The organism is Streptomyces sp. NPDC111520, assembly GCF_055635295.1.
Genome location: NZ_JBVKBW010000001.1, coordinates 466,182 through 487,049, shown reverse-complemented (window position 1 = coordinate 487,049; position 20,868 = coordinate 466,182). Strand labels below are relative to the sequence as shown.

Sequence of the window (20,868 nt, the reverse complement as noted above, 5' to 3'; positions counted from 1 at the left end):
GGCGGGACGGCTACGCTGACCGCCATGAGTGACGAGCTGCACCCGGAAGACCGCAAGATCATCACCCTGGCCCGCTCGGCCCGGGCGCGCAACGGCGTCGCCGAGGGCGCGGCGGTCCGCGACGAGACGGGCCGCACCTACGTGGCGGGCACCGTCGCCCTGGAGTCGCTGTCGCTCAGCGCGCTGCGGACCGCGGTCGCCATGGCCGTGGCGAGCGGCGCCACGTCGCTGGAGGCGGCGGCCGTGGTGTCCGAGGCGGACGCGGTGCCGGAGGCGGACCGTGCGGCCGTGCGCGACCTCGGCGGAGCCGGCACCCCCGTGCTGCTGGCCGGGCCCGACGGCGCCGTCCGGGCGACGGTCACCGCGGGCTGACCCGGCCGCGGCAGACCGGGTCGGGCCGGCGGTCAGCGCGGGGCCGGCCCCGCCGAGCGGGCCGTCTGCAGGGCGTGCGCCCATTCGCCGACCAGGGCGCGCGCGGCGGGCAGCAGTGCCGCGCCCTGCGCGGTGAGCGCGACGCCGCGCGGCCCGCGGTCGAAGAGGCTGAAGCCGAGTTGCCGTTCCAGGGCCCGGATCTGCTTGGAGAGCGCCGGCTGGGAGATGCGGAGCCGCTCGGCGGCGCGCGTGAAGTGCAGCTCGTCCGCGACCGCGGCGAAGTAGCGGAGGTCACGCAGGTGGACGTCCATAGCCATCGGTCATAGCAGCGCTTCCTGGACGGTTCCGTGCCCGCGGCGGAACACCGGTCGACGGCCGGGGAAACGCCGTCCGAGCGCCGCGACCCGGCCGGAACGCACAGGTCAGCGGGGAGGACGCGGCCCCGAGGACCGTGCCTGCGCGCGGCGGGCGGCCCCCGTACCGGGCACGCGGGGCCCGGGCCGCGGCCCGAGGGCGGCAGCCGGGCCCGGTGGATCAGGGACAATGGTCGCCATGAGCGTTCGCACCGAGACGACCCCCGCCCCCGCCCACCGGGCCGGCTTCGCCTGCTTCGTGGGCCGCCCCAACGCGGGCAAGTCCACCCTGACCAACGCTCTGGTCGGCACGAAGGTGGCCATCACCTCCAACCGGCCGCAGACCACCCGGCACACCGTGCGGGGCATCGTGCACCGTCCGGACGCGCAGCTGGTCCTCGTCGACACGCCCGGTCTGCACAAGCCGCGCACCCTGCTCGGCGAGCGGCTCAACGACGTCGTCCGCACCACCTGGGCCGAGGTCGACGTGATCGGCTTCTGCCTGCCCGCCGACCAGAAGCTCGGCCCCGGCGACCGCTACATCGCCAAGGAGCTGGCCGAGGTCCGCAAGACCCCCAAGGTGGCCATCGTCACCAAGACCGACCTGGTGGACTCCAAGCGGCTCGCCGAGCAGCTGCTGGACGTCAGCCGGCTCGGCGCCGAACTGGGCATCGAGTGGGCCGAGATCGTCCCGGTCTCCGCGGTCGGCGACCGGCAGGTCTCCCTCCTCGCCGACCTCCTCGTCCCGCTGCTGCCGGAGGGCCCGGCCCTCTACCCGGAGGGCGACCTCACCGACGAGCCGGAGCAGGTGATGGTGGCCGAGCTGATCCGCGAGGCCGCGCTCGAGGGCGTGCGGGACGAGCTGCCGCACTCCATCGCCGTCGTGGTGGAGGAGATGCTGCCGCGCGAGGACCGCCCGGCGGAGAAGCCGCTGCTGGACGTGCACGCCAACATCTACATCGAGCGCCCCAGCCAGAAGGGCATCATCATCGGCCCCAAGGGCGCCCGGCTGAAGGAGGTCGGGACCAAGTCCCGCCGCCACATCGAGGCGCTGCTCGGGACCCCGGTCTTCCTCGACCTGCACGTGAAGGTCGCCAAGGACTGGCAGCGCGACCCCAAGCAGCTGCGCAAGCTCGGCTTCTAGGCCGTGCCGGCGGGGGCACCTCCGGCGGCTTCCGTGCCGCTGAAGACCCCGTGGAAGCCGAAGGGCACCGCGTGCGGGACCTCGGCGCGGGCCAGTTCGCGGAACGAGGCGGCGTCCAGCACCAGCAGGAAGGACGAGCCGGCCGCGGCGTCGAGGACGACGGAGAGCACCACGCCCTCGCCCTCGCTCTCCGCCGGGGCCTGCGGGTCCGCGACGAAGACCGGCTCCCCGGGGTGGCAGTCCTCCTCCCACCAGGTGAGCGTGCCGCCGTCGGCCGTGTCGAGCCGCACCAGCTGGTCGGCGAAGTTCCCGCCCCGCCCGTCGCGGCTGCCGACGCCGTACGCGAAGCGGTAGGGGCGGCCGTTGCACCGCCCGTAGTCGATCCGGGGGAGCTCCATCGGCTCCTCGCCGAGCCGTTCGGCGGTCACCGCGCCGTCCGCGCCGATCCGGTACCGCGTCGGACGGGCCTGGGGGACGCCGCCGCCCTCGCGCAGCCGGTCGAGGTAGAGGGCGTCGATGACGGACGGGTCCTCGTAGGCGCACAGGTCCAGCACCAGCGCGTCGCCGTCCTCGAAGGCGTTGACGTGGTGGAAGGCGAAGAAGGCCGGGCCCTTGGCGACCCGGCGGACGGTGCCGTCCCGGCGGTCCATGACGATGAAGCGGGTGCCGCGCTCCGGGCGCCAGCGGTAGTTCTCGATGAAGGGCCGGCCGCTGAGCAGCAGCGCCGGCGGGTTGACGACGAGCGGGAACTCCACCAGCACCACGTGGCGGTCGGTGATCGCGAAGCTGTGCATGTAGCCGGGCCGGGACACGGGCAGGCTGCCCAGCAGCCTGCGGCGGGCCGTGCCGTCGGAGGCTTGGCGGTAGACGCGGTACTCGCTGCGCCGCGCGAAGTGCGCCACGAAGTTGACCAGTTCGCCGGTGACCGGGTCCTGGTGCGGGTGGGCGGTGGTCCACTGCCCGGCGAGCGCGTCCTCGTAGCCGACGACGCCGACCGTCTCCAGCGTCCTCGGGTCGAACTCCACGGGCAGCGGGGTCTCGGTCAGCGCGACGAAGCGCTCGCCGAAGCGGGCGACGCTGACGTTGGCGTTCCCGGACGGCCTGCGCAGGAAGGGGGTGAAGACCCGGGCGAAGAGCGAGCGGCAGGGGTCGGTGGCGAACTCCTGGTAGGCGATGCGGCCCTCGTGCCGGGCGGTTCGGCTGCTCGGGACGTCCAGGAAGCGGTTGGCGTAGGAGACCCGGCCGTCCTCGATCGCGAACCGGTGGAGCATCGCCTGGCCGTCGAACCAGTGCCGGTAGCGGTGTCCGCCGGCCTCGAAGAGGGCGGGTCCGTTGCGCAGCAGGACCCCCTCCAGCCACCGCGGCAGCCGTCCGCGTACCGGCAGCGAGGGGACGGTCACCTCGTCGGTCAGGCTGCGCAGCCCGGTCGGGTACCCGCTCATCGGTTACGCGCCCTCCTTCAGCACCAGCCGGACCAGTTCGCGCTGTTCCTCCGTCAGCCACGGGTCGGCGCACCGCACCGTGCGGCCGTCGAGCGTGATCTCGTAGCGGAAGCCGTCCGGCACGCCCTGCGGAGGCTCGTCCGGGGCCGCGGCGAGGACGTCGCGGGCCAGGGCGTGCAGGCGGAAGGCGTCGGGCCGGCCGGCGGTGTCCAGCACGGCCCGGCGCTCGATCCCCGCGAAACCGCCGGAGCGGATCACCTGTATGCGCATGGCGGACGTCTACCCCTGCGCGGGCGGTCGCGCACCTTCCGGGACGGGGGACTGCCGCGGCACGTCGCTGCCGTTGACGGCGGCCGGGACGCCGACCTCCGACCACGCCTTCACCACCGCCGTGTGCTCCTCGCCCTCGCCGAAGCGCCCGGCGGCCGCGGCGACCGTCGCCTGGGCGAACTCGGCGAACGTCGCCCGCGGCGACAGGGCGCCACCGGTGAGCACGTCGTACCAGACCAGCCCGGCCCGCTCCCAGGCGTTGCCGCCCAGGGTGGTGGCGCACAGGTGGAACGCCCGGTTGGGGATGCCGGAGTTGATGTGCACGCCGCCGTTGTCCCGCGAGGTGCGGACGTAGGCGTCCATGTGACCGGGCTGCGGGTCCTTGCCGAGGACGTCGTCGTCGTACGCCGTGCCGGGGGCCTTCATGGAGCGCAGCGCCACCCCCGTGACACGCGGGGCGAGCAGCCCGGCGCCGATCAGCCAGTCGGCCTCGTCGGCGGTCTGGCCGAGCGCGTACTGCTTGATGAGGGAGCCGAACACGTCGGACATCGACTCGTTGAGGGCGCCGGACTGGCCGAAGTAGTCGAGGTTGGCGGTGTACTGGGTGACGCCGTGGGTGAGTTCGTGGCCGATGACGTCGAGGGGGAGGGTGAAGTCGAGGAAGAGCTCCCCGTCGCCGTCCCCGAAGACCATCTGCTCGCCGTTCCAGAAGGCGTTGTTGTAGTCGCGGTCGTAGTGGACGGTGGCGTCCAGCGGTAGCCCGGCGTCGTCGATGGAGTGGCGGCCGTACGCCGTCAGGTAGAGCTCGAACGTCGCCCCCAGCCCGTCGTAGGCCCGGTTGACGGTGTCGTCGGCGAGAGCCGGGTCGCCCTCGCCGCGGACCGCGCGGCCCGGCAGGTCCGTGCCGTGCTCCGCGTCGCCGATCGTGCGGCGCGGCCGGTCCGAGGGCTCCGCCCCGGTCACCGGGAGGGCGCCGATGACGGTGGTCAGCCGGCGGCGGGTGCGCTCCGCGGCGTCGCGTTCCAGGGTGCGGCGGGCGGGTGCGGCCAGCGCGCGGTCCTCGTTGCGGGCGACCTCGTCGAGGATGTGCGGCGGCACGATCGTGCAGAAAACAGGTGTCTGCTCCATCAGGGCAATGTGGCACGGTGCTCACTGTCTGTCACTAGGTGTCACCATGATCCACGAAAAGGGGGGAAGTTCTGTGTTTTTCCTGCCATCACGGGCGGTCTTGCATACTGAGAAGAACGCCGCAGCGGCTGCAGGGTCCCCGGGGGCTCGGCTATGGTCGATCGCATCATGCGTTTCGGGCTGCTTCTTCTTAGCTGCCGCGGCGAGGGCCTGTAGTCCAGGTCGACTCCCTCCCCGCGGGGTTTGGCGTTGCACCAGCGCCGGTCGGCCGCTTCACAGCCGCAACCGAGGAGCACCCCCGCAGATGTCCACCCCGAACGCCGTCGGCCGCCCCACGCCCATCACCGCCGCGACCGTGCGTCAGCGCCCGACCTCGATGCCGGTGCACAAGTACAAGCCGTACGAGGCCGTGGAGATCCCCGACCGCACCTGGCCCGACAATCGGATCACCAAGGCCCCCCGCTGGCTGTCCACCGACCTGCGCGACGGCAACCAGGCCCTGATCGACCCGATGTCGCCGGCCCGCAAGCGCGCGATGTTCGACCTGCTGGTGTCGATGGGCTACAAGGAGATCGAGGTCGGCTTCCCCGCCTCCGGCGAGACCGACTTCGCCTTCGTGCGCTCCATCATCGAAGAGGGCGCGATCCCCGACGACGTCACGATCTCCGTGCTGACCCAGGCCCGCGAGGAGCTGATCGAGCGGACCGTGGAGTCGCTGCGCGGCGCGGCGCGCGCGACCGTGCACCTGTACAACGCGACCGCCCCGACCTTCCGCCGGGTGGTCTTCCGCGGCTCCAAGGAGCAGATCCGGCAGATCGCCGTGGACGGCACCCGGCTGGTCATGGAGTACGCCGACAAGGTCCTGGGCGACGAGACCGTCTTCGGCTACCAGTACAGCCCGGAGATCTTCACCGACACCGAGCTGGACTTCGCGCTGGAGGTCTGCGAGTCGGTCATGGACGTCTGGCAGCCCGAGGAGGGCCGCGAGATCATCCTGAACCTGCCGGCGACCGTGGAGCGCTCCACGCCCTCCACGCACGCGGACCGCTTCGAGTGGATGTCGCGCAACCTGTCGCGCCGCGAGCACGTGTGCCTGTCGGTCCACCCGCACAACGACCGCGGCACGGCCGTCGCCGCCGCGGAACTGGCGCTGATGGCGGGCGCGGACCGCATCGAGGGCTGCCTGTTCGGCCAGGGCGAGCGCACCGGCAACGTCGACCTGGTCACCCTGGGCATGAACCTGTTCAGCCAGGGCGTGGACCCGATGATCGACTTCTCGCAGATCGACGAGATCCGCCGCACCGCCGAGTACTGCAACCAGATGGAGGTCCACCCGCGCCACCCGTACGTGGGCGACCTGGTCTACACGTCCTTCTCCGGCTCCCACCAGGACGCCATCAAGAAGGGCTTCGACGCCATGGAGGCCGACGCGGCCGCCCAGGGGAAGGCGGTCGACGACATCGAGTGGGCGGTCCCGTACCTGCCGATCGACCCCAAGGACGTCGGCCGCTCCTACGAGGCCGTGATCCGCGTGAACTCGCAGTCCGGCAAGGGCGGCGTCGCGTACGTCCTGAAGAACGACCACAAGCTGGACCTGCCGCGCCGCATGCAGATCGAGTTCTCGAAGATCATCCAGGCGAAGACCGACGCCGAGGGCGGCGAGGTCACGCCGAAGGAGATCTGGGCGATCTTCGAGGACGAGTACCTGCCCACCCCGGCCAACACCTGGGGCCGCATCGTCCTGCGCTCGGCGCAGACCTCGACCAGCAGCGACGGCACCGACACCCTGACCGTCGAGGCGGTCGTGGACGGTGCCGCGACGGCCTTGACCGGTACCGGCAACGGCCCGATCTCGGCGTTCTTCGACGCGCTGGCCTCGGTCGGGGTCGACGCCCGACTGCTGGACTACACCGAGCACACCATGAGCGAGGGCGCCAGCGCCCAGGCCGCCTCGTACATCGAGTGCGCCATCGACGGCAAGGTCCTGTGGGGCATCGGGATCGACGCCAACACCACCCGCGCCTCGCTGAAGGCGGTCGTCTCCGCCGTCAACCGCGCGGCCCGCTAGGCCGTGTCGTCACATGCGCGCCTGCCCCACGGCGCCTGGCACGGCACCTCGCTACGTTGTCGAATCGTCCGAGTAGCCCACTACGAGGACGATCCTCCGCCTTGCGATGCACCGCACCAGACGCCGTGGGGCCCGCCCTGCGGGCGGCCGGCGCTCATCTGACGACACGGCCTGGCCACCGCACGCGGTGAACCGGCCACGGCGCCCGCCCGGGCGCCGTGGCCGATTCTTGTATTCGGCCCTCCCGTGGTACTGACTGCGCGTCGCTCATGTGGCTAACATCACGTCATTGCGGCGCCGTTGCCGGAGCGTTACCCACGCCTACGGCGCGTAATGGGACGAACCGGTGTAATCGGGATGCTGGCCGGAGGGTGCGAAGTGCTCCAGATCAAGGGCTTGTGCATCTTGGGCGTGCGAACGGTCTGGCACACCGAAGGTGACGGGGAGTTCTTCTGCGCGGGCTGCGGCGGCGACCGCGGCTACCGGCGGCGCACCGGGACCCGGCGGCTGACCGTGCTGGGCCTGCCCCTGCTGCCGCGCGGCTCGGCCGGCACGGTCGTGGAGTGCGTGGTGTGCCGTACGCACCACGGCCCTGAGGTCCTGGAACAGCCCACCACCACCGTCTTCTCCGCCATGCTCCGCGACGCCGTCCACACCGTCGCCCTCGCCGTGCTCACCGCCGGCGGCGCGATGGGGCGGGGCGCCCGCGAGGCCGCCGTCGGCGCGGTCCGCTCGGCCGGGTTCACCGACTGCACCGAGGACCAGCTGCTCGGTCTGCTCGCCGCGATCGTCGCCGACGAGGGCCGGTTCCCCGGCGCCTCCGACGCCCTGGACGCCGACGGGCTCGCCGACGCCCTCGACGGCTGCGGCAGCTGGCTGTCCATCGAGCTCCACGAGGCCCTGGAACCCCTCTCCCGCCACCTCGCCCCCCAGGGCCGCGAGCACATCCTGCTCCAGGGCGCCCTCATCGCCCTCGCCGACGGTCCCTACCTGCCCGCCGAGCGCGAGGTCCTCGGCGCCGTCGGCCGCTGCCTGGGCCTCGTCGGCGCGGACACCGAGCGCATCCTGGAAGCCGCGGCCCGCACGCCCTCCTGACCCGCCCGCCCCCGCCCGGCGGTGCCGAACCGCCGCCGGGCGTACTCCCCGGGGAGTAACGGGAGCCGTCCCGCACCCCGGGCAGTAACGCGCGGCTCGCCCTCGGGCCCGACGAAACGGCGCTCCGCGGCCGGGAGTCTGGAAGCGACCAGACCACCGGCCCGGAGGGAGGCCCGAGATGGGGGCCACGAGCACGAGGAGTACGGCGGACGCGCCGGAGCAGGCGCCGGCGCGGCGCGGACGGGACGGAGGGCGCGCGGCACGCCTGGTGCCCTGGGGGGTGCTCGTGCTGTGGCTCGCGGTGCTCGCGTTCGCCGGGCCGATGGCCGGCGGCCTCGCCGGGGACCAGCAGAACCGCGCCGTCGACTACCTCCCGGCGAACGCCGGTTCGACGCGGGTGGCCGAACTGCAGGAGGCGCTGCCCGGCGGCGAGGCCACCGAACTGTTCGTCGTCTACCACCGCGACGGCGGCCTGACCTCCGCCGACCGGGCCACGGCCGCGGAGCAGGTCGCCGCCGTCGCCGCCGCGCACCGGCTCACCGGCCACGGAACGCCGCGCGGCGTTCCCTCCCAGGACGGCAGCACGCTGACGTACCCGGTCGCCAGTACCGAGCCCGGCCGGGACGACGCGGCCGCGGCGGCCTTCGTCGAGGACGTACGCGCGTCGGCGAACGGCGGCGGAGGACTGACCGTCCAGGTCGGCGGGCCCGGCGCGGTCGCCACCGACATGAAGGAGGTCTACTCCTCGCTGGACGGGCCGCTGCTGTACACCACGGTGGCCGTCGTCGCCGTCCTGCTGATCCTCATCTACCGCAGCCCGCTGCTGTGGTTGCTGCCGCTGTTGGTCGCGGGCGTCGCCGACGCCACCGCCATGGCCGCGGTGCACGGCCTCCACGGGGCCCTCGGCATCACCGTCACCGGCCAGAGCCAGGGCGTGATGACCATCCTCGTCTTCGGCGCCGGAACGGACTACGCGCTGCTGCTCGTCTCCCGCTACCGCGAGGAACTGCGGCGCGTACCACGCCCGTACGACGCCATGCGCGCCGCGCTGCGCGGCTGCGGCCCCGCGGTGCTGGCCTCCTCCGCGACGGTGGCCGCGGGCCTGCTGTGCCTGCTCGCGGCCGACCTCAACAGCAGCCGGGGCATGGGCCCGATCGCCGCGGTCGGGGTGCTGTGCGCGCTGGCGGCCATGACGACCCTGCTGCCCGCGCTGCTGGTGCTGCTGGGCCGCCGGGTCTTCTGGCCGCTGGTCCCGGCCTACGGGAGCCGGCCGCCCACGCGGCGCGGGCTGTTCACCGCGATGGGCGGCTCCGCCGCCCGCCGGCCGCTCGCGGTGCTCGCGGGCGGGGCGGTCCTGCTGGGCGCGCTGGCGCTCGGCGCGGTCAACCTGCCCGGGAGCCTCGGGAACGACGACGCCTTCACCAGCGCCCCCGAGTCGGTCGCGGCCATGCGCACCCTCGCCCGCGCGGACGGCGACGGCGGCGCCCAGCCGATCACCGTCATGGCGCCCGCCGGCCGGGCCGGCGAGGTAGCGGCCGCCGCCCGGACGACCGAGGGCGTCACCGCGGTGGAACGCGGCCGCAGCGGCGCCGGCTGGACCGAACTGTCGGTCACCGCACGGGCCCTGCCGGACTCGGCGGCCGAGGCGGCCACCGTCAAGGCGCTGCGCGCGGAGCTGGGCGGCCGTCACGGGGCGTACGTCGGCGGCCCGGGCGCCCAGCAACTGGACCTCGCCGACACCAGTGCGCGGGACCGCCTGCTCGTGGTGCCGCTCGTCCTGCTCTCCGTGCTGCTGGTCCTCGTGGTGCTGCTGCGCAGCCTCGTCGCGCCGCTGCTGCTCGTCGCGGCGGTGGTCGCCGTGTGGGGGGCGGCGCTGGGCATCGGCGGACTGGTCTTCGGCCCGCTCTTCGGCTTCGCCGGGACGGACCCCGGGCTGCCGCTGCTCTCCTTCGTCTTCCTCGTCGCGCTCGGCGTCGACTACGGCATCTTCCTGATGCACCGGATGCGCGAGGAGTCCCGCGCCGGTGCCGATCCCGCCGCCGCGGCCCTCACCGCGCTGCGCACGACGGGCGGGGTCATCGCCTCCGCCGGGCTGGTGCTGGCGGCGACCTTCTCGGTGCTGCTGGCCATGCCCCTGGTGTCGCTGGTCGAACTGGGCTTCGTCATCGCGGTCGGGGTGCTGCTGGACACCTTCCTGGTGCGGACCTACCTCGTCACGTCGGCGAGCCTGCTGCTGGGACGGCGGGTGTGGTGGCCGGGCGGGCTCGGCCGGCCGTCGCAGCACCCTGGGAACGCCTCGACCCCGTGACGGAAGATGGAGCCGTGCCGAAGCAGCCACGTATCGTCCTCGCCTCCCACGGCGACGTCCTCCTGGCCGTCGCCGTGCTGGCGGCGCAGTGCGCGCTCGCCCTGTTCTTCCCCGACCGCAACGGGCACCGGCCGGACGCGCTGGGGTGGACGCTCCTCGTCGCCGGCGCGCTGGTGCTGACGGCGCGGCGGCGGGTGCCGATGGCCGTGATGACCGCGACCGTCCTGATCGTCGGCCCCTACCACGCCCTGGACAACCTCCACGTGGCCGTCGTGCCGGCGAGCATGGTGGCGGTGTACTCGCTGGCCGTGGCCGGGCCGCCGCTGCGGACCTTCCCGACGGTGACGGTGGTCATCGGGATCATGGCGTCGGTGATGGCGGCGACCCCCAACCGGCACGCCGTCTCCGACATGCTCCGCAGCGGCGGCTGGGTGCTGGCGATGGCCCTGGTCGGCGAGGCGGTGCGGATCCAGCGCAAGTACGTGGCGGCGGTCGTGGAGCGCGCCGAGCGGGCGATCCGCACCCGTGAGGAGGAGGCGGCCCGCCGGGTCGCCGAGGAGCGCCTGCGGATCGCCCGGGACCTGCACGATCTGCTGGCCCACAGCATCACCGTGATCGGCGTGCAGACCTCGGTCGCCGCCCATGTGCTGCTCGCCGACCCGGACCGGCTGGACCGCACGGCCGTCGCCGGGGCCCTGGACAACATCGCGGAGACCTGCCGCGACGCCCGTACGGAACTGCGCGCCACGCTGCAGGTGCTGCGCGGCGACGACGAGCGCGGCCCGCTGCCTGGCCTGGCCGGGGTGACCGACCTGGCCCGGTCCGCGGAGGCCGCCGGGGCCCGGGTGGAGCTGGCGGTGGCGCCGGAGGCCGACGGGGTGCCCCCGGCCATCGGTGCGGCGGCGTATCGGATCGTGCAGGAGGCCCTGACCAACGCGGTCCGGCACGCGGGCGGCGGCACCCGGGTGCGGGTGGGCGTCCTCCTGGACGCCGAGGCGGCCGCCCTGCGCGTCGCGGTCACCGACGACGGCCCCGGGTGCGCGGAGGCGGAGGCGTCCGTCCCGCGGCAGCAGGACGGCAAGTGGCGTCCCTGGCGGGCCGTGGTGCCGGCCACGCCGCCGCAGGAGGAACCCGCCCCGGCCGGCTACGGCCTCATCGGCATGCGCGAGCGAGCGCGCAGCGTCGGCGGCACCCTGACGGCCGGTCCCTGCCCGGAGGGCGGCTTCACCGTCGCGGCCGTCCTGCCGCTCGGCGGGGGCGGCGCGCTCGTGGGGGACCCGGCGTGATCCGGGTCCTGCTCGCCGACGACCAGACCCTGGTCCGCGAGGCCTTCGCGATGCTCGTGGACTCCGCACCCGACATGCGGGTCGTCGGGCACGCGGCCACCGGGCGGGAGGCCGTGGCGGCGGCCCGCGCCGGCCGTGCCGACGTGGTGATCATGGACATCAGGATGCCGGACCTCGACGGCATCGAGGCCACCCGGCTGATCGCCGCGGACGAGGACCTGGCCGGTGTCCGGGTGCTGGTGCTCACCACGTACGACACCGACGACCACGTCCTGCCCGCCCTGCGCGCCGGCGCCAGCGGCTTCCTCGTCAAGGACACCCGCCCCGCCGACCTCCTCGACGCCATCCGCACGGTGGCCGCCGGCGAGGCGCTGCTGTCGCCGGGACCGACGGCGCGGCTCATCGCCCGGGTGCTGCGCCTGCCCGAGGGCCCGCCGCCGGGCGGCCCGGCCCCGGAACGGCTCACCGCGCTGTCGGAACGGGAACGGCAGGTGCTCACCCTCGTCGCGCGCGGCCTGAACAACACGGAGGTCGCCGAGGCGCTGGGACTGAGCCCGCTCACCGCCAAGACGCACGTCAGCCGGATCATGGGCAAGCTCGCCGCCCGCGACCGCGCCCAGCTGGTGATCGCGGCCTACGAGTCGGGCCTGGTCGCGCCCGGCGGGACGGCGGGGCCCGGCGGTTGACCGCCCCCGGCGGAGGACCGCGGGTCCCCGTGCCCCCGCTCCGGGCGGTCCGCTCGCACCACGCGCGGGTGACGCCCGTGCGTGACGGAGTGCCTCAGCGGGCCGTCAGCACCAAGGCCAGGGCGACGAGCGCCGGGACGGTCTGCACGAAGAGGATCCGGCGGCTCGCGGTCGCGGCCCCGTACAGCCCGGCGACCGCCACGCAGACGAGGAAGAACACCTTCGCCTGGAAGCCCACCGGGTCGGACGCCACCGCGCCCCACACCAGGCCGGCGGCCAGGAATCCGTTGTAGAGCCCCTGGTTGGCGGCGAGCGCCTTGCTCTCCTGCGCGAACTCCTCGGTGGTGCCGAAGGCGGCCCGGGCGCGCGGGGTGGTCCACAGGAACATCTCCAGGACCAGGATGTAGACGTGCAGGGCCGCTATCAGCAGCACGGCGACGGTTGCGGTGATCGACATGGGCCGTAGCGTACGACCCGGGCCGGACCGGTCGCTCCGTACGGGAGAATGGGCGCATGAGTCTGTTCCGCGACGACGGCATCGTGCTGCGCACCCAGAAGCTGGGCGAGGCGGACCGGATCATCACCCTGCTCACGCGCCGGCACGGCCGGGTGCGGGCGGTGGCCCGCGGAGTGCGGCGGACGAAGTCCAAGTTCGGGGCGCGGCTGGAGCCCTTCTCCCACGTGGACGTGCAGTTCTTCGCACGCGGCGGGGAACTCGTCGGCCGGGGCCTGCCGCTGTGCACCCAGGGCGAGACCATCGCCCCCTACGGCAGCCGGATCGTCACCGACTACGCCCGCTACACCGCGGGTACGGCGATGCTGGAGACCGCCGAGCGCTTCACCGACCACGAGGGCGAACCGGCCGTGCAGCAGTACCTGCTGCTGGTCGGCGGACTGCGCACGCTCGCCGACGGTGAGCACGACCCGCGCCTGGTGCTCGACGCCTTCCTGCTGCGCTCGCTGGCGGTCAACGGCTACGCGCCCAGCTTCGGGGACTGCGCGAAGTGCGGGATGCCCGGCCCGAACCGGTTCTTTTCGGTCGCCGCGGGAGGAGTCGTATGCGGCGAGTGCCGCCCGGCCGGAAGCGTCGTACCCTCACTGGAGTCACTGGAACTCCTCGGCGCGTTGCTCGGAGGGGACTGGGAGACCGCCGACGCGTGCGAACCGCGCCACTGCCGGGAGGGCAGCGGACTGGTCGCCGCGTATCTGCAGTGGCACCTGGAGCGCGGCCTGCGCAGTCTGCGTTTCATCGAGAAGTAGCGGTACCCGGCGGCCCCGGCAGCACCAAGTCGTGAGGCACAGGAAGTGGAGAGCAAGGTCATGGCAGTACGCGGGATTCTGAGCCGTCCCCGGCGCGAGTACCGGGCTCCCGACCCGCACCCGTCCGGCGCGCAGCCCCCCAAGATCCCAGGCGAGCTGGTCCCCCAGCACGTGGCCATCGTGATGGACGGCAACGGCCGCTGGGCCAAGGAGCGCGGTCTGCCCCGCACCGAGGGGCACAAGGTCGGCGAGTCCGTCGTGCTGGACGTCCTGAAGGGCTGCCTGGAGCTGGGGGTCAAGAACCTCTCGCTGTACGCCTTCTCGACCGAGAACTGGAAGCGTTCGCCCGACGAGGTCCGCTTCCTGATGAACTTCAACCGGGACGTCATCCACCGCCGCCGCGACGAGATGCACGAGATGGGCATCCGCATCCGCTGGGCGGGCCGCATGCCCCGGCTGTGGAAGTCGGTCGTCAAGGAGCTCCAGGTCGCGGAGGAGATGACCCGCGACAACGACGCGATGACGCTGTACATGTGCGTCAACTATGGTGGCCGCGCGGAGATCGCCGACGCGGCGGCGCGCCTGGGCGAGGACATAAAGGCGGGTCGTCTCGACCCCTCCAAGGTCAACGAGAAGACCCTCGCCAAGTACATGTACCACCCGGACATGCCGGACGTGGACCTGTTCGTCCGCCCCTCCGGCGAGCAGCGCACCTCCAACTTCCTGATCTGGCAGTCCGCCTACGCCGAGATGGTCTTCCAGGACGTCCTCTGGCCGGACTTCGACCGCCGCGACCTGTGGCGCGCGTGCCTGGAGTACGCCTCCCGCGACCGCCGCTTCGGCGGCGCGATCCCCAACGAGCAGCAGCCGGGCGAGGAGAGCGGCGCGGACGGCGCGTAGTCGCCCCGCGGTCGCCCACCGGGCGACCGCGGTCACGGGGGACGGCGCCGCGCGCGTGCAGCAGCGCGGCGGCGCCGGGGCTCAGACCTCCGCGGGGCGGCCGCAGCCGGCGCAGTCGGCGCAGGTGCCGAAGATCTCCACGGTGTGGGCGACGTCGACGAAGCCGTGCTCCTCGGCGATGGTGTCGGCCCACTTCTCGACCGCCGGGCCCTCGACCTCGACGGCCTTGCCGCAGACCCGGCAGACCAGGTGGTGGTGGTGACCGCTGCTGCAGCGCCGGTAGACGGACTCGCCGTCCCCGGTGCGGAGCACGTCGATCTCGCCGGCGTCGGCGAGGGACTGCAGCGTGCGGTAGACCGTGGTGAGGCCGACCGAGTCGCCCCGGTGCTTCAGGAGGTCGTGCAGCTCCTGGGCGCTGCGGAACTCGTCGACCTCGGCGAGGGCCGCGGCGACGGCGGTACGCTGCCGGGTCGATCGTCCGCGGACGGGGGGCTTGGCGGTCGTCACCGGTGGCCTCCTACTCGGTCGGGTTCGGTCGGTCATTCTGCCAGGCCGGGCGCTCATACCCGGACGTCGTCCTCGGTCGGACGCGCCGCGGGTACCTCCAGGGTGCACCGTGTCGTGTCCCCTGCGGCACGGCGTGCACGCTTTTTCGCCAGCGGTACCGCCAGCAGCGTCAGTACGACGAACACGCCGATGGCCAGCAGCACGATGGTCGCCCCGGAGGGCACGTCGGCGTAGTACGAGGTCACCGTCCCGGAGAAGGCGACCACCACGCCGATCACGACCGACAGCGCGAACGCCGTGGCGAAGCTGCGGGCGATCTGCTGCGAGGCGGCGACCGGGATCACCATCAGCGCGCTGACCAGCAGCAGCCCGACGACCCGCATCGCGACCGTGACCGTGACAGCCGCGGTGACGGCGACCAGCAGGTTGAGCAGCCGTACCGGGAGGCCGGTCACCCGGGCGAACTCCTCGTCCTGGGAGACCGCGAACAGCTGCCGCCGCAGGCCCACGGTGACCAGCACCACGAAGCCGGCCAGCAGGCAGATCGTGGTGATGTCCTGCGGGGAGACGGTGGTGATGGAGCCGAACAGGTAGGTGAGGAGGTTGGCGTTGGAGCCGTTCGGCGCGAGCGAGGTGAACATCACGCCGGCCGCCATGCCGCCGTAGAAGAGCATGGCGAGCGCGATGTCGCCGCGCGTCCTGCCGTACCAGCGGATGAGTTCCATGACGACCGCGCCGGCGACCGACACGGCCGTCGCCATCCACACCGGGTTGGCGCTGAGCAGGAAGCCGAGGCCGACGCCGGTGAGGGCGACGTGGCCGATGCCGTCGCCCAGCAGCGCCTGCCGGCGCTGGACGAGGTAGATGCCGATCGCGGGGGCGGTGATGCCGACGAGGACGGCGGCGATCAGCGCCCGCTGCATGAAGGCGTAGGAGAACAGCTCCATCAGAACAGCCCCGTCCGGATCGGTTCGGCCGCGTGGCCCGCGTGCGGGTGGACGTGGTCGTGGCCCGGCAGCGCGTGCTGCCCCTGGGCCTTCGGCGGGGGCCCGTCGTGGACGACGCAGCCGTCGCGCAGCACCACCGCGCGGTCGATCAGCGGCTCCAGCGGTCCGAGTTCGTGCAGCACCAGCAGCACGGTGGTGCCCACCGCGACCTGTTCGCGCAGCGTCCCGGCGAGCACCTCCTGGCTGGCCAGGTCGACGCCGGCCATCGGCTCGTCCATGATCAGCAGTTCGGGCTCGACGGACAGCGCGCGGGCGATCAGCACCCGCTGGTGCTGGCCGCCGGAGAGCGCCTCGACCGGGTCGCCGGCCCGGTCGGCCATCCCGACCAGCTCCAGGGCGTGCTCCACGGCCCTGCGGTCCGCCTTGCGGGGCAGGCCCAGCCTGGTCCGGGCCAGCCGCCCGGCGGAGACGACCTCGCGGACGGTGGCGGGGACGCCGGAGGCCGCGGTGGTGCGCTGCGGCACGTAGCCGATCCGGGCCCAGTCGCGGAAACGGTTCAGCGGGGTGCCGAACAGCTCCAGGGCGCCCGAGGTGAGCGGCACCTGGCCGACCACGGCGCGGATCGCGGTGGACTTGCCCGAGCCGTTGGCGCCGAGCAACGCGACGACCTCGCCGCGCCGCACGGTCAGGTCGACGCCGCGCAGCACCGGCCGTGAGCCGAGCGCGGCGGCCGCACCCCGCATCGATATGACCGTGTCCATTCCAGCCTCCGTACCGGGCTCCGTCATCATGGCCTCACTTCGCGCCCAGCGCCGTGCGCAGGGCCTGGAGGTTGCTCCGCTGGACCTCGAAGTAGTCGCGGCCCGCGGACTTGTCGGTGATGCCCTCGATCGGGTCGAGCACCGCGGTCTTCAGGCCGAGGTCGCCGGCGAGGGTCCTGGCGGTCCGGTCGCTGGCCAGCGTCTCGAAGAATACGGTGCTGACGCCCTTGTCCTCGGCGAGGGTGTGCAGCGTCTTCATCCGGGCCGCGCTGGGCTCGGACTCCGGGTCGATGCCGCCGATCGCCTCCTCGACCAGCCCGTAGCGTTCGGCGAGGTAGCCGAAGGCGGCGTGGGTGGTGATGAAGGTGTCCGAGGTGCGGTCCCTCAGCCCGTCCTCGAACCCGGTGTTCAGCGCGTCCAGCTTCTTCACCAGCGCGGCGGTGTTCTTCCCGTACGTCGCGGCGTGGTCCGGGTCGGCCTCGGCGAGGGCCTTGCCGACGCCCTCGGCGACCTGGGCGTAGCGGACCGGGTCGAGCCAGATGTGCGGGTCGGCGCCCGCGTCCTCGTCCTCGCCCTCGTGTCCGGTGTCGTTGTCCCCGGTGGTGTGGTGGTGGCCGTCGACCTCGGTGCCGTGGTCCTCCAGCGGGGTCAGAGCGGCGGCGTCGACGACGGTCCTCACGCCGGACTGGGCTATCGCGTCGTCGACGGCGGGCTGCAGGCCCTTGAGGTAGACGACGACGTCGGACTCGCCCAGCTCGCCGGTCTGCCGGGGGGTGAGTTCCAGGTCGTGCGGCTCGGTCCCCGGCTTGGTCAGTCCCGTCACGTGGACGTGCCCGCCGCCGATCTGCTCGGCGAGGAACTCCATCGGGTAGAAGGACGCCGTGACCGCCAGCTTGCCGTCCTGCCCGGTCCCGCCCGCGGTGGAGCAGGCGGAGAGGGCGAGCAGCCCGGCGACGGCGGCGAGGGGGACCAGAGCACGACCTATGTTCATGACACCCATTTTCAACAAAACTGGAAACGATTGTCAATTGACTCCGTGGCCGGACCCGGCGGCCCGCCCGACGCTCCCGGACCGTGGAACCGATTTGATACAGGCCCCGCACCCGCCGGTAATCTGAGGTATTCGCCGGACCGCACGCGATCCGGCGGACCTCACCGACCGCTTCGTCGTCTGAAGAGAGCACCGTGGCCGCCGACAAGATCGACACCATCGTCAGCCTGAGCAAGCGCCGTGGCTTCGTTTTCCCCTGCAGCGAGATCTACGGCGGTCAGAAGGCCGCCTGGGACTACGGACCGCTGGGCGTCGAACTGAAGGAGAACATCAAGCGCCAGTGGTGGCGCGCGATGGTCACCTCCCGGGAGGACGTGGTCGGCCTCGACTCCTCGGTGATCCTGGCCCGCGAGGTCTGGGAGGCCTCGGGCCACGTCGCCACGTTCACCGACCCGCTCACCGAGTGCACCTCCTGCCACAAGCGTTACCGCGCCGACCACCTGGAGGAGGCGTACGAGGCCAAGCACGGCCACCTGCCGGCCAACGGCCTCTCCGACCTCAACTGCCCCAACTGCGGCAACAAGGGCACCTTCACCGAGCCCAAGCAGTTCTCGGGCCTGCTCTCCACCCACCTGGGCCCGACCCAGGACTCCGGCGCGGTCGCCTACCTGCGCCCCGAGACCGCGCAGGGCATCTTCACCAACTTCGCCCTGGTGCAGCAGACCTCGCGCCGCAAGCCGCCGTTCGGCATCGCCCAGACCGGCAAGTCCTTCCGCAACGAGATCACCCCCGGCAACTTCATCTTCCGGACCCGCGAGTTCGAGCAGATGGAGATGGAGTTCTTCGTCAAGCCGGGCGAGGACGAGACCTGGCACGAGTACTGGATGCAGCAGCGCTGGGACTGGTACCGGGGCCTCGGCATGCGCGAGGAGAACATGCGCTGGTACGAGCACGCCAAGGAGAAGCTCTCCCACTACTCCAAGCGCACCGTCGACATCGAGTACCGCTTCAACTTCGGCGGCACCGAGTACTCCGAGCTCGAGGGCATCGCCAACCGCACGGACTACGACCTCAAGGCCCACAGCCAGGCCAGCGGCCAGGACCTGTCGTACTTCGACCAGGAGGCCGGCGAGCGTTACTTCCCGTTCGTCATCGAGCCCGCGGCGGGTCTCAACCGCGCCATGCTCGCCTTCATGCTCGACGCGTACAACGAGGACGAGGCCCCCAACGCCAAGGGCGTGATGGAGAAGCGCACCGTCATGCGCCTCGACCCGCGCCTGGCGCCGGTCAAGGTCGCCGTCCTGCCGCTGTCGCGCAACCCGCAGCTCTCGCCGAAGGCCAAGGGCCTCGCGGCCGACCTGCGCCGCCACTGGAACATCGAGTTCGACGACGCCGGCGCCATCGGCCGCCGCTACCGCCGCCAGGACGAGATCGGCACCCCGTTCTGCGTGACCGTCGACTTCGACACCCTCGAGGACAACGCGGTCACCGTGCGCGAGCGCGACACCATGAAGCAGGAGCGCGTCTCGCTGGACCAGGTCGAGGCCTACCTCGGCGGCCGGCTGCTCGGCTGCTAGGAACCGTCCCGGACGCACGCACGAAGGCGCCCGGCCGACCCCGAGAGGGGTGGCCGGGCGCCTTCGTGCGTGAACGGCCCGTACGGGCGGCGCTCAGGGCCGCAGACCGCGCAGGACCAGGTCGATGACCGCGGAGAACGCCGCGTCGATGCCCGGGGCGAACCAGTCGCCGGCGTACGCCGGGTCGTGGAAGCGCACGGTGGCGTCCCACACCGCCTGCGCGGCGGCCTCCGGGTCGCCGGCGGCGAACTCCCCGCCGGCCACGCCGTCCCGGACGATCCGGGTGAGCAGCCCGACCATGATGGCGACGTGCTCGGCGACCACGGAGCTGTGCTCGTCGGTCAGCGCCATGTAGGTGGCGAACAGCTCGGGGTCGCCGCCCGCCTTGCGCTTCTTGGCCGCGAACAGCGCCTCCAGCCAGGCGTGCAGCCGTGCGGGCGCCGGGCGGCCGCCGTCCTCCGCGATCGCCGACAACTGCGCGTGGGCCTGGTCCAGCCACCGCTGGGTGACCGCCTCGCGCAGTGCGGCCTTGGTGCGGAAGTGCCGGTAGACGCTGCCGTGGCTGACCCCGAGGGCGCGGGCCACGTCGACCACGGTCGCCTTCGCGGGACCGTAGCGGCGCAGCACCTCTTCCGTGGTCTCGAGGATGCGTTCGGCGGTCAGCGTCTCGGGTGGCATGCTCGCCATTGTCCCAGTACCGGGCCGGTGCCCGTCAGTGCTGCCGCTCACTGTCCAGGTGCGCCATCTGCGCGTGCGGGTAGCGCTCGCCGGCGGCCGCGCCGGCCGGGACCGCCTCCTCGATCGCCGCCAGGTCGGCGGCGTCCAGGGTGACCTCCAGCGCGCCCAGCGCCTCGGCCAGTCGCTCGCGGGTACGGGCGCCGATCAGCGGCACGATGTCCTCGCCCCGGGACAGCACCCAGGCGATGGCGGTCTGCGCCACGGTGACGCCCCGCTGCTCGGCGATCTTGCGCAGCGCCTCGACGAGCCCGAGGTTGTGCTCCAGGTTCTCGCCCTGGAAGCGGGGGCTCATGGCGCGGAAGTCGTTGCCCGCCAGCTGCCGGTCGCGGGTGAAGTGCCCGCTGATCAGGCCGCGGGAGAGCACGCCGTACGCCGTGACGCCGATGCCCAGTTCGCGGGCGGTGGGCAGGATCTCGTCCTCGATGCCGCGGGAGATCAGCGAGTACTCGATCTGCAGGTCGCTGATCGGCGCCACGGCGGCCGCGCGGCGCAGTGTGGCGGCGCTGACCTCGGACAGGCCGATGTGGCGCACGTAGCCGGCCTCGACGAGCTCGGCGATGGCGCCGACGGTCTCCTCGATCGGGACGGCGGGGTCGACCCGGGCGATCCGGTAGACGTCGATGTGGTCGGTGCCGAGGCGCTGCAGCGAGTACGAGGCGAAGTTCTTCACGGCGGCCGGGCGCCCGTCGTAGCCCAGCCAGGTGCCGGCGGGGTCGCGCAGCGCGCCGAACTTGACGCTGACCAGGGCGTTGTCACGGCGGGCGCCGGCGGAGCGCAGGGCCTCGCCGACGAGCATCTCGTTGTGGCCCATGGCGTAGAAGTCGCCGGTGTCGATCAGGGTGATGCCCGCGTCGAGGGCGGCGTGGACGGTGGCGACCGCCTCGCCGCGGTCGGTCTCGCCGTAGAGGGCGGACATGCCCATGGCGCCGAGGCCGAGGGCGGAGACGGTGGGGCCGGTGGAACCGAGGGTGCGGTTCTGCAAGGGGGCTCCTTGGTGGGGAGGGGGAGGTCGGGTGGGGACGCTGACAACAGTGA

The 20,868-nt window shown here is 72.9% G+C and carries 20 protein-coding genes and 1 pseudogene; 10 read left to right on the top strand and 11 right to left on the bottom strand.

Features of this window, described 5'->3' with window-relative positions; genetic code table 11:
* Positions 1 to 24: 24 nt before the first annotated feature.
* Complete coding sequence (locus tag ACZ7MY_RS02280) at positions 25 to 372, top strand: cytidine deaminase-like protein (RefSeq protein ID WP_499598859.1); 348 nt, start codon at positions 25 to 27, stop codon at positions 370 to 372.
* Between the two features lie 47 nt (positions 373 to 419).
* Here ACZ7MY_RS02280 and ACZ7MY_RS02275 read toward each other — a convergent pair.
* Positions 420 to 689, bottom strand: a pseudogene (locus tag ACZ7MY_RS02275) (helix-turn-helix domain-containing protein); the annotation flags it as partial.
* A gap of 226 nt (positions 690 to 915) precedes the next feature.
* Here ACZ7MY_RS02275 and era point away from each other — a divergent pair.
* Complete coding sequence (gene era, locus ACZ7MY_RS02270; protein WP_499598858.1) at positions 916 to 1,869, top strand: GTPase Era; 954 nt, start codon at positions 916 to 918, stop codon at positions 1,867 to 1,869.
* Here era and ACZ7MY_RS02265 read toward each other — a convergent pair.
* The 3 genes from ACZ7MY_RS02265 to ACZ7MY_RS02255 are packed head-to-tail and all read right to left on the bottom strand — an operon-like array spanning position 1,866 to position 4,709.
* Positions 1,866 to 3,311 (bottom strand): carotenoid oxygenase family protein, encoded by a 1,446-nt coding sequence (locus tag ACZ7MY_RS02265; RefSeq protein ID WP_499598857.1) that lies wholly within the window; start codon positions 3,309 to 3,311, stop codon positions 1,866 to 1,868. The genes era and ACZ7MY_RS02265 overlap by 4 nt on opposite strands.
* A gap of 3 nt (positions 3,312 to 3,314) precedes the next feature.
* Entirely contained in the window at positions 3,315 to 3,581 is a 267-nt protein-coding gene (locus ACZ7MY_RS02260) for a protealysin inhibitor emfourin (RefSeq protein ID WP_499598855.1), read from the bottom strand.
* Between the two features lie 9 nt (positions 3,582 to 3,590).
* Positions 3,591 to 4,709, bottom strand: coding sequence for a M4 family metallopeptidase (locus ACZ7MY_RS02255; RefSeq protein ID WP_499598854.1), 1,119 nt, complete (start codon positions 4,707 to 4,709; stop codon positions 3,591 to 3,593).
* A 304-nt stretch (positions 4,710 to 5,013) separates the two neighbouring features.
* Between ACZ7MY_RS02255 and leuA the strand changes: the two genes are divergently transcribed.
* From leuA to ACZ7MY_RS02230, 5 genes are all read left to right on the top strand, one after another.
* Positions 5,014 to 6,777 (top strand): 2-isopropylmalate synthase, encoded by a 1,764-nt coding sequence (gene leuA / locus ACZ7MY_RS02250; RefSeq protein WP_499598852.1) that lies wholly within the window; start codon positions 5,014 to 5,016, stop codon positions 6,775 to 6,777.
* A gap of 357 nt (positions 6,778 to 7,134) precedes the next feature.
* Positions 7,135 to 7,872 (top strand): TerB family tellurite resistance protein, encoded by a 738-nt coding sequence (locus tag ACZ7MY_RS02245; RefSeq protein WP_499598850.1) that lies wholly within the window; start codon positions 7,135 to 7,137, stop codon positions 7,870 to 7,872.
* A gap of 178 nt (positions 7,873 to 8,050) precedes the next feature.
* Positions 8,051 to 10,180, top strand: coding sequence for an MMPL family transporter (locus tag ACZ7MY_RS02240; RefSeq protein WP_499598849.1), 2,130 nt, complete (start codon positions 8,051 to 8,053; stop codon positions 10,178 to 10,180).
* A complete protein-coding gene (locus ACZ7MY_RS02235; RefSeq protein WP_499598847.1) occupies positions 10,177 to 11,466 on the top strand; it encodes a sensor histidine kinase in 1,290 nt (429 codons plus the stop codon). The genes ACZ7MY_RS02240 and ACZ7MY_RS02235 overlap by 4 nt, the downstream gene beginning before the upstream one ends.
* Positions 11,463 to 12,152, top strand: a complete 690-nt coding sequence (locus ACZ7MY_RS02230) for a response regulator transcription factor (protein WP_499598846.1) — start codon at positions 11,463 to 11,465, stop codon at positions 12,150 to 12,152. Before ACZ7MY_RS02235 ends, ACZ7MY_RS02230 begins: the two co-directional genes overlap by 4 nt.
* Positions 12,153 to 12,246: 94 nt before the next feature.
* On the opposite strand, the gene ACZ7MY_RS02225 is transcribed toward ACZ7MY_RS02230, so the two are convergent.
* Positions 12,247 to 12,609 (bottom strand): DUF1304 domain-containing protein, encoded by a 363-nt coding sequence (locus ACZ7MY_RS02225; RefSeq protein WP_499598845.1) that lies wholly within the window; start codon positions 12,607 to 12,609, stop codon positions 12,247 to 12,249.
* A 56-nt stretch (positions 12,610 to 12,665) separates the two neighbouring features.
* On the opposite strand from ACZ7MY_RS02225, the gene recO reads away from it, so the two are divergent.
* Positions 12,666 to 13,412 carry a DNA repair protein RecO gene (recO, locus tag ACZ7MY_RS02220; RefSeq protein ID WP_018556655.1) on the top strand — a complete coding sequence of 249 codons (747 nt, stop codon included), beginning with the start codon at positions 12,666 to 12,668 and terminating at the stop codon, positions 13,410 to 13,412.
* A 60-nt stretch (positions 13,413 to 13,472) separates the two neighbouring features.
* A complete protein-coding gene (locus ACZ7MY_RS02215) occupies positions 13,473 to 14,312 on the top strand; it encodes an isoprenyl transferase (protein WP_499598843.1) in 840 nt (279 codons plus the stop codon).
* A gap of 81 nt (positions 14,313 to 14,393) precedes the next feature.
* Here the strand turns inward: ACZ7MY_RS02215 and ACZ7MY_RS02210 are convergent, their stop codons facing one another.
* From ACZ7MY_RS02210 to ACZ7MY_RS02195, 4 genes are read right to left on the bottom strand one after another with little or no spacing between them, the layout of a single operon-like run.
* Positions 14,394 to 14,819: a Fur family transcriptional regulator gene (locus ACZ7MY_RS02210; RefSeq protein ID WP_499598842.1), complete on the bottom strand. Its 426-nt coding sequence runs from the start codon at positions 14,817 to 14,819 to the stop codon at positions 14,394 to 14,396.
* A 53-nt stretch (positions 14,820 to 14,872) separates the two neighbouring features.
* Positions 14,873 to 15,766 (bottom strand): metal ABC transporter permease, encoded by an 894-nt coding sequence (locus ACZ7MY_RS02205; protein ID WP_499598841.1) that lies wholly within the window; start codon positions 15,764 to 15,766, stop codon positions 14,873 to 14,875.
* Positions 15,766 to 16,557: a metal ABC transporter ATP-binding protein gene (locus ACZ7MY_RS02200; protein WP_499598839.1), complete on the bottom strand. Its 792-nt coding sequence runs from the start codon at positions 16,555 to 16,557 to the stop codon at positions 15,766 to 15,768. The genes ACZ7MY_RS02205 and ACZ7MY_RS02200 overlap by 1 nt, the downstream gene beginning before the upstream one ends.
* Before the next feature lie 4 nt (positions 16,558 to 16,561).
* Entirely contained in the window at positions 16,562 to 17,518 is a 957-nt protein-coding gene (locus ACZ7MY_RS02195) for a metal ABC transporter substrate-binding protein (protein WP_499598837.1), read from the bottom strand.
* Positions 17,519 to 17,712: 194 nt separating this feature from the next.
* Between ACZ7MY_RS02195 and ACZ7MY_RS02190 the strand changes: the two genes are divergently transcribed.
* Complete coding sequence (locus tag ACZ7MY_RS02190) at positions 17,713 to 19,095, top strand: glycine--tRNA ligase (protein ID WP_499598835.1); 1,383 nt, start codon at positions 17,713 to 17,715, stop codon at positions 19,093 to 19,095.
* 93 nt (positions 19,096 to 19,188) lie between these two features.
* Here ACZ7MY_RS02190 and ACZ7MY_RS02185 read toward each other — a convergent pair whose 3' ends face one another.
* Positions 19,189 to 19,773: a TetR/AcrR family transcriptional regulator gene (locus ACZ7MY_RS02185; protein ID WP_499598833.1), complete on the bottom strand. Its 585-nt coding sequence runs from the start codon at positions 19,771 to 19,773 to the stop codon at positions 19,189 to 19,191.
* A 34-nt stretch (positions 19,774 to 19,807) separates the two neighbouring features.
* Positions 19,808 to 20,815, bottom strand: a complete 1,008-nt coding sequence (locus ACZ7MY_RS02180) for an aldo/keto reductase (RefSeq protein ID WP_499598831.1) — start codon at positions 20,813 to 20,815, stop codon at positions 19,808 to 19,810.
* Positions 20,816 to 20,868: the final 53 nt, after the last annotated feature.

Coding starts and splice junctions, on each gene's coding strand:
- ACZ7MY_RS02255 (WP_499598854.1), bottom strand. CDS start 4,709: ATGGAGCAGACACCTGTTTTCTGCACGATCGTGCCGCCGCACATCCTC.
- ACZ7MY_RS02280 (WP_499598859.1), top strand. CDS start 25: ATGAGTGACGAGCTGCACCCGGAAGACCGCAAGATCATCACCCTGGCC.
- ACZ7MY_RS02200 (WP_499598839.1), bottom strand. CDS start 16,557: ATGATGACGGAGCCCGGTACGGAGGCTGGAATGGACACGGTCATATCG.
- ACZ7MY_RS02185 (WP_499598833.1), bottom strand. CDS start 19,773: ATGCCACCCGAGACGCTGACCGCCGAACGCATCCTCGAGACCACGGAA.
- ACZ7MY_RS02205 (WP_499598841.1), bottom strand. CDS start 15,766: ATGGAGCTGTTCTCCTACGCCTTCATGCAGCGGGCGCTGATCGCCGCC.
- leuA (WP_499598852.1), top strand. CDS start 5,014: ATGTCCACCCCGAACGCCGTCGGCCGCCCCACGCCCATCACCGCCGCG.
- ACZ7MY_RS02215 (WP_499598843.1), top strand. CDS start 13,473: ATGGCAGTACGCGGGATTCTGAGCCGTCCCCGGCGCGAGTACCGGGCT.
- ACZ7MY_RS02240 (WP_499598849.1), top strand. CDS start 8,051: ATGGGGGCCACGAGCACGAGGAGTACGGCGGACGCGCCGGAGCAGGCG.
- ACZ7MY_RS02195 (WP_499598837.1), bottom strand. CDS start 17,518: ATGAACATAGGTCGTGCTCTGGTCCCCCTCGCCGCCGTCGCCGGGCTG.
- era (WP_499598858.1), top strand. CDS start 916: ATGGTCGCCATGAGCGTTCGCACCGAGACGACCCCCGCCCCCGCCCAC.
- ACZ7MY_RS02260 (WP_499598855.1), bottom strand. CDS start 3,581: ATGCGCATACAGGTGATCCGCTCCGGCGGTTTCGCGGGGATCGAGCGC.
- ACZ7MY_RS02265 (WP_499598857.1), bottom strand. CDS start 3,311: ATGAGCGGGTACCCGACCGGGCTGCGCAGCCTGACCGACGAGGTGACC.
- ACZ7MY_RS02225 (WP_499598845.1), bottom strand. CDS start 12,609: ATGTCGATCACCGCAACCGTCGCCGTGCTGCTGATAGCGGCCCTGCAC.
- recO (WP_018556655.1), top strand. CDS start 12,666: ATGAGTCTGTTCCGCGACGACGGCATCGTGCTGCGCACCCAGAAGCTG.
- ACZ7MY_RS02245 (WP_499598850.1), top strand. CDS start 7,135: ATGCTGGCCGGAGGGTGCGAAGTGCTCCAGATCAAGGGCTTGTGCATC.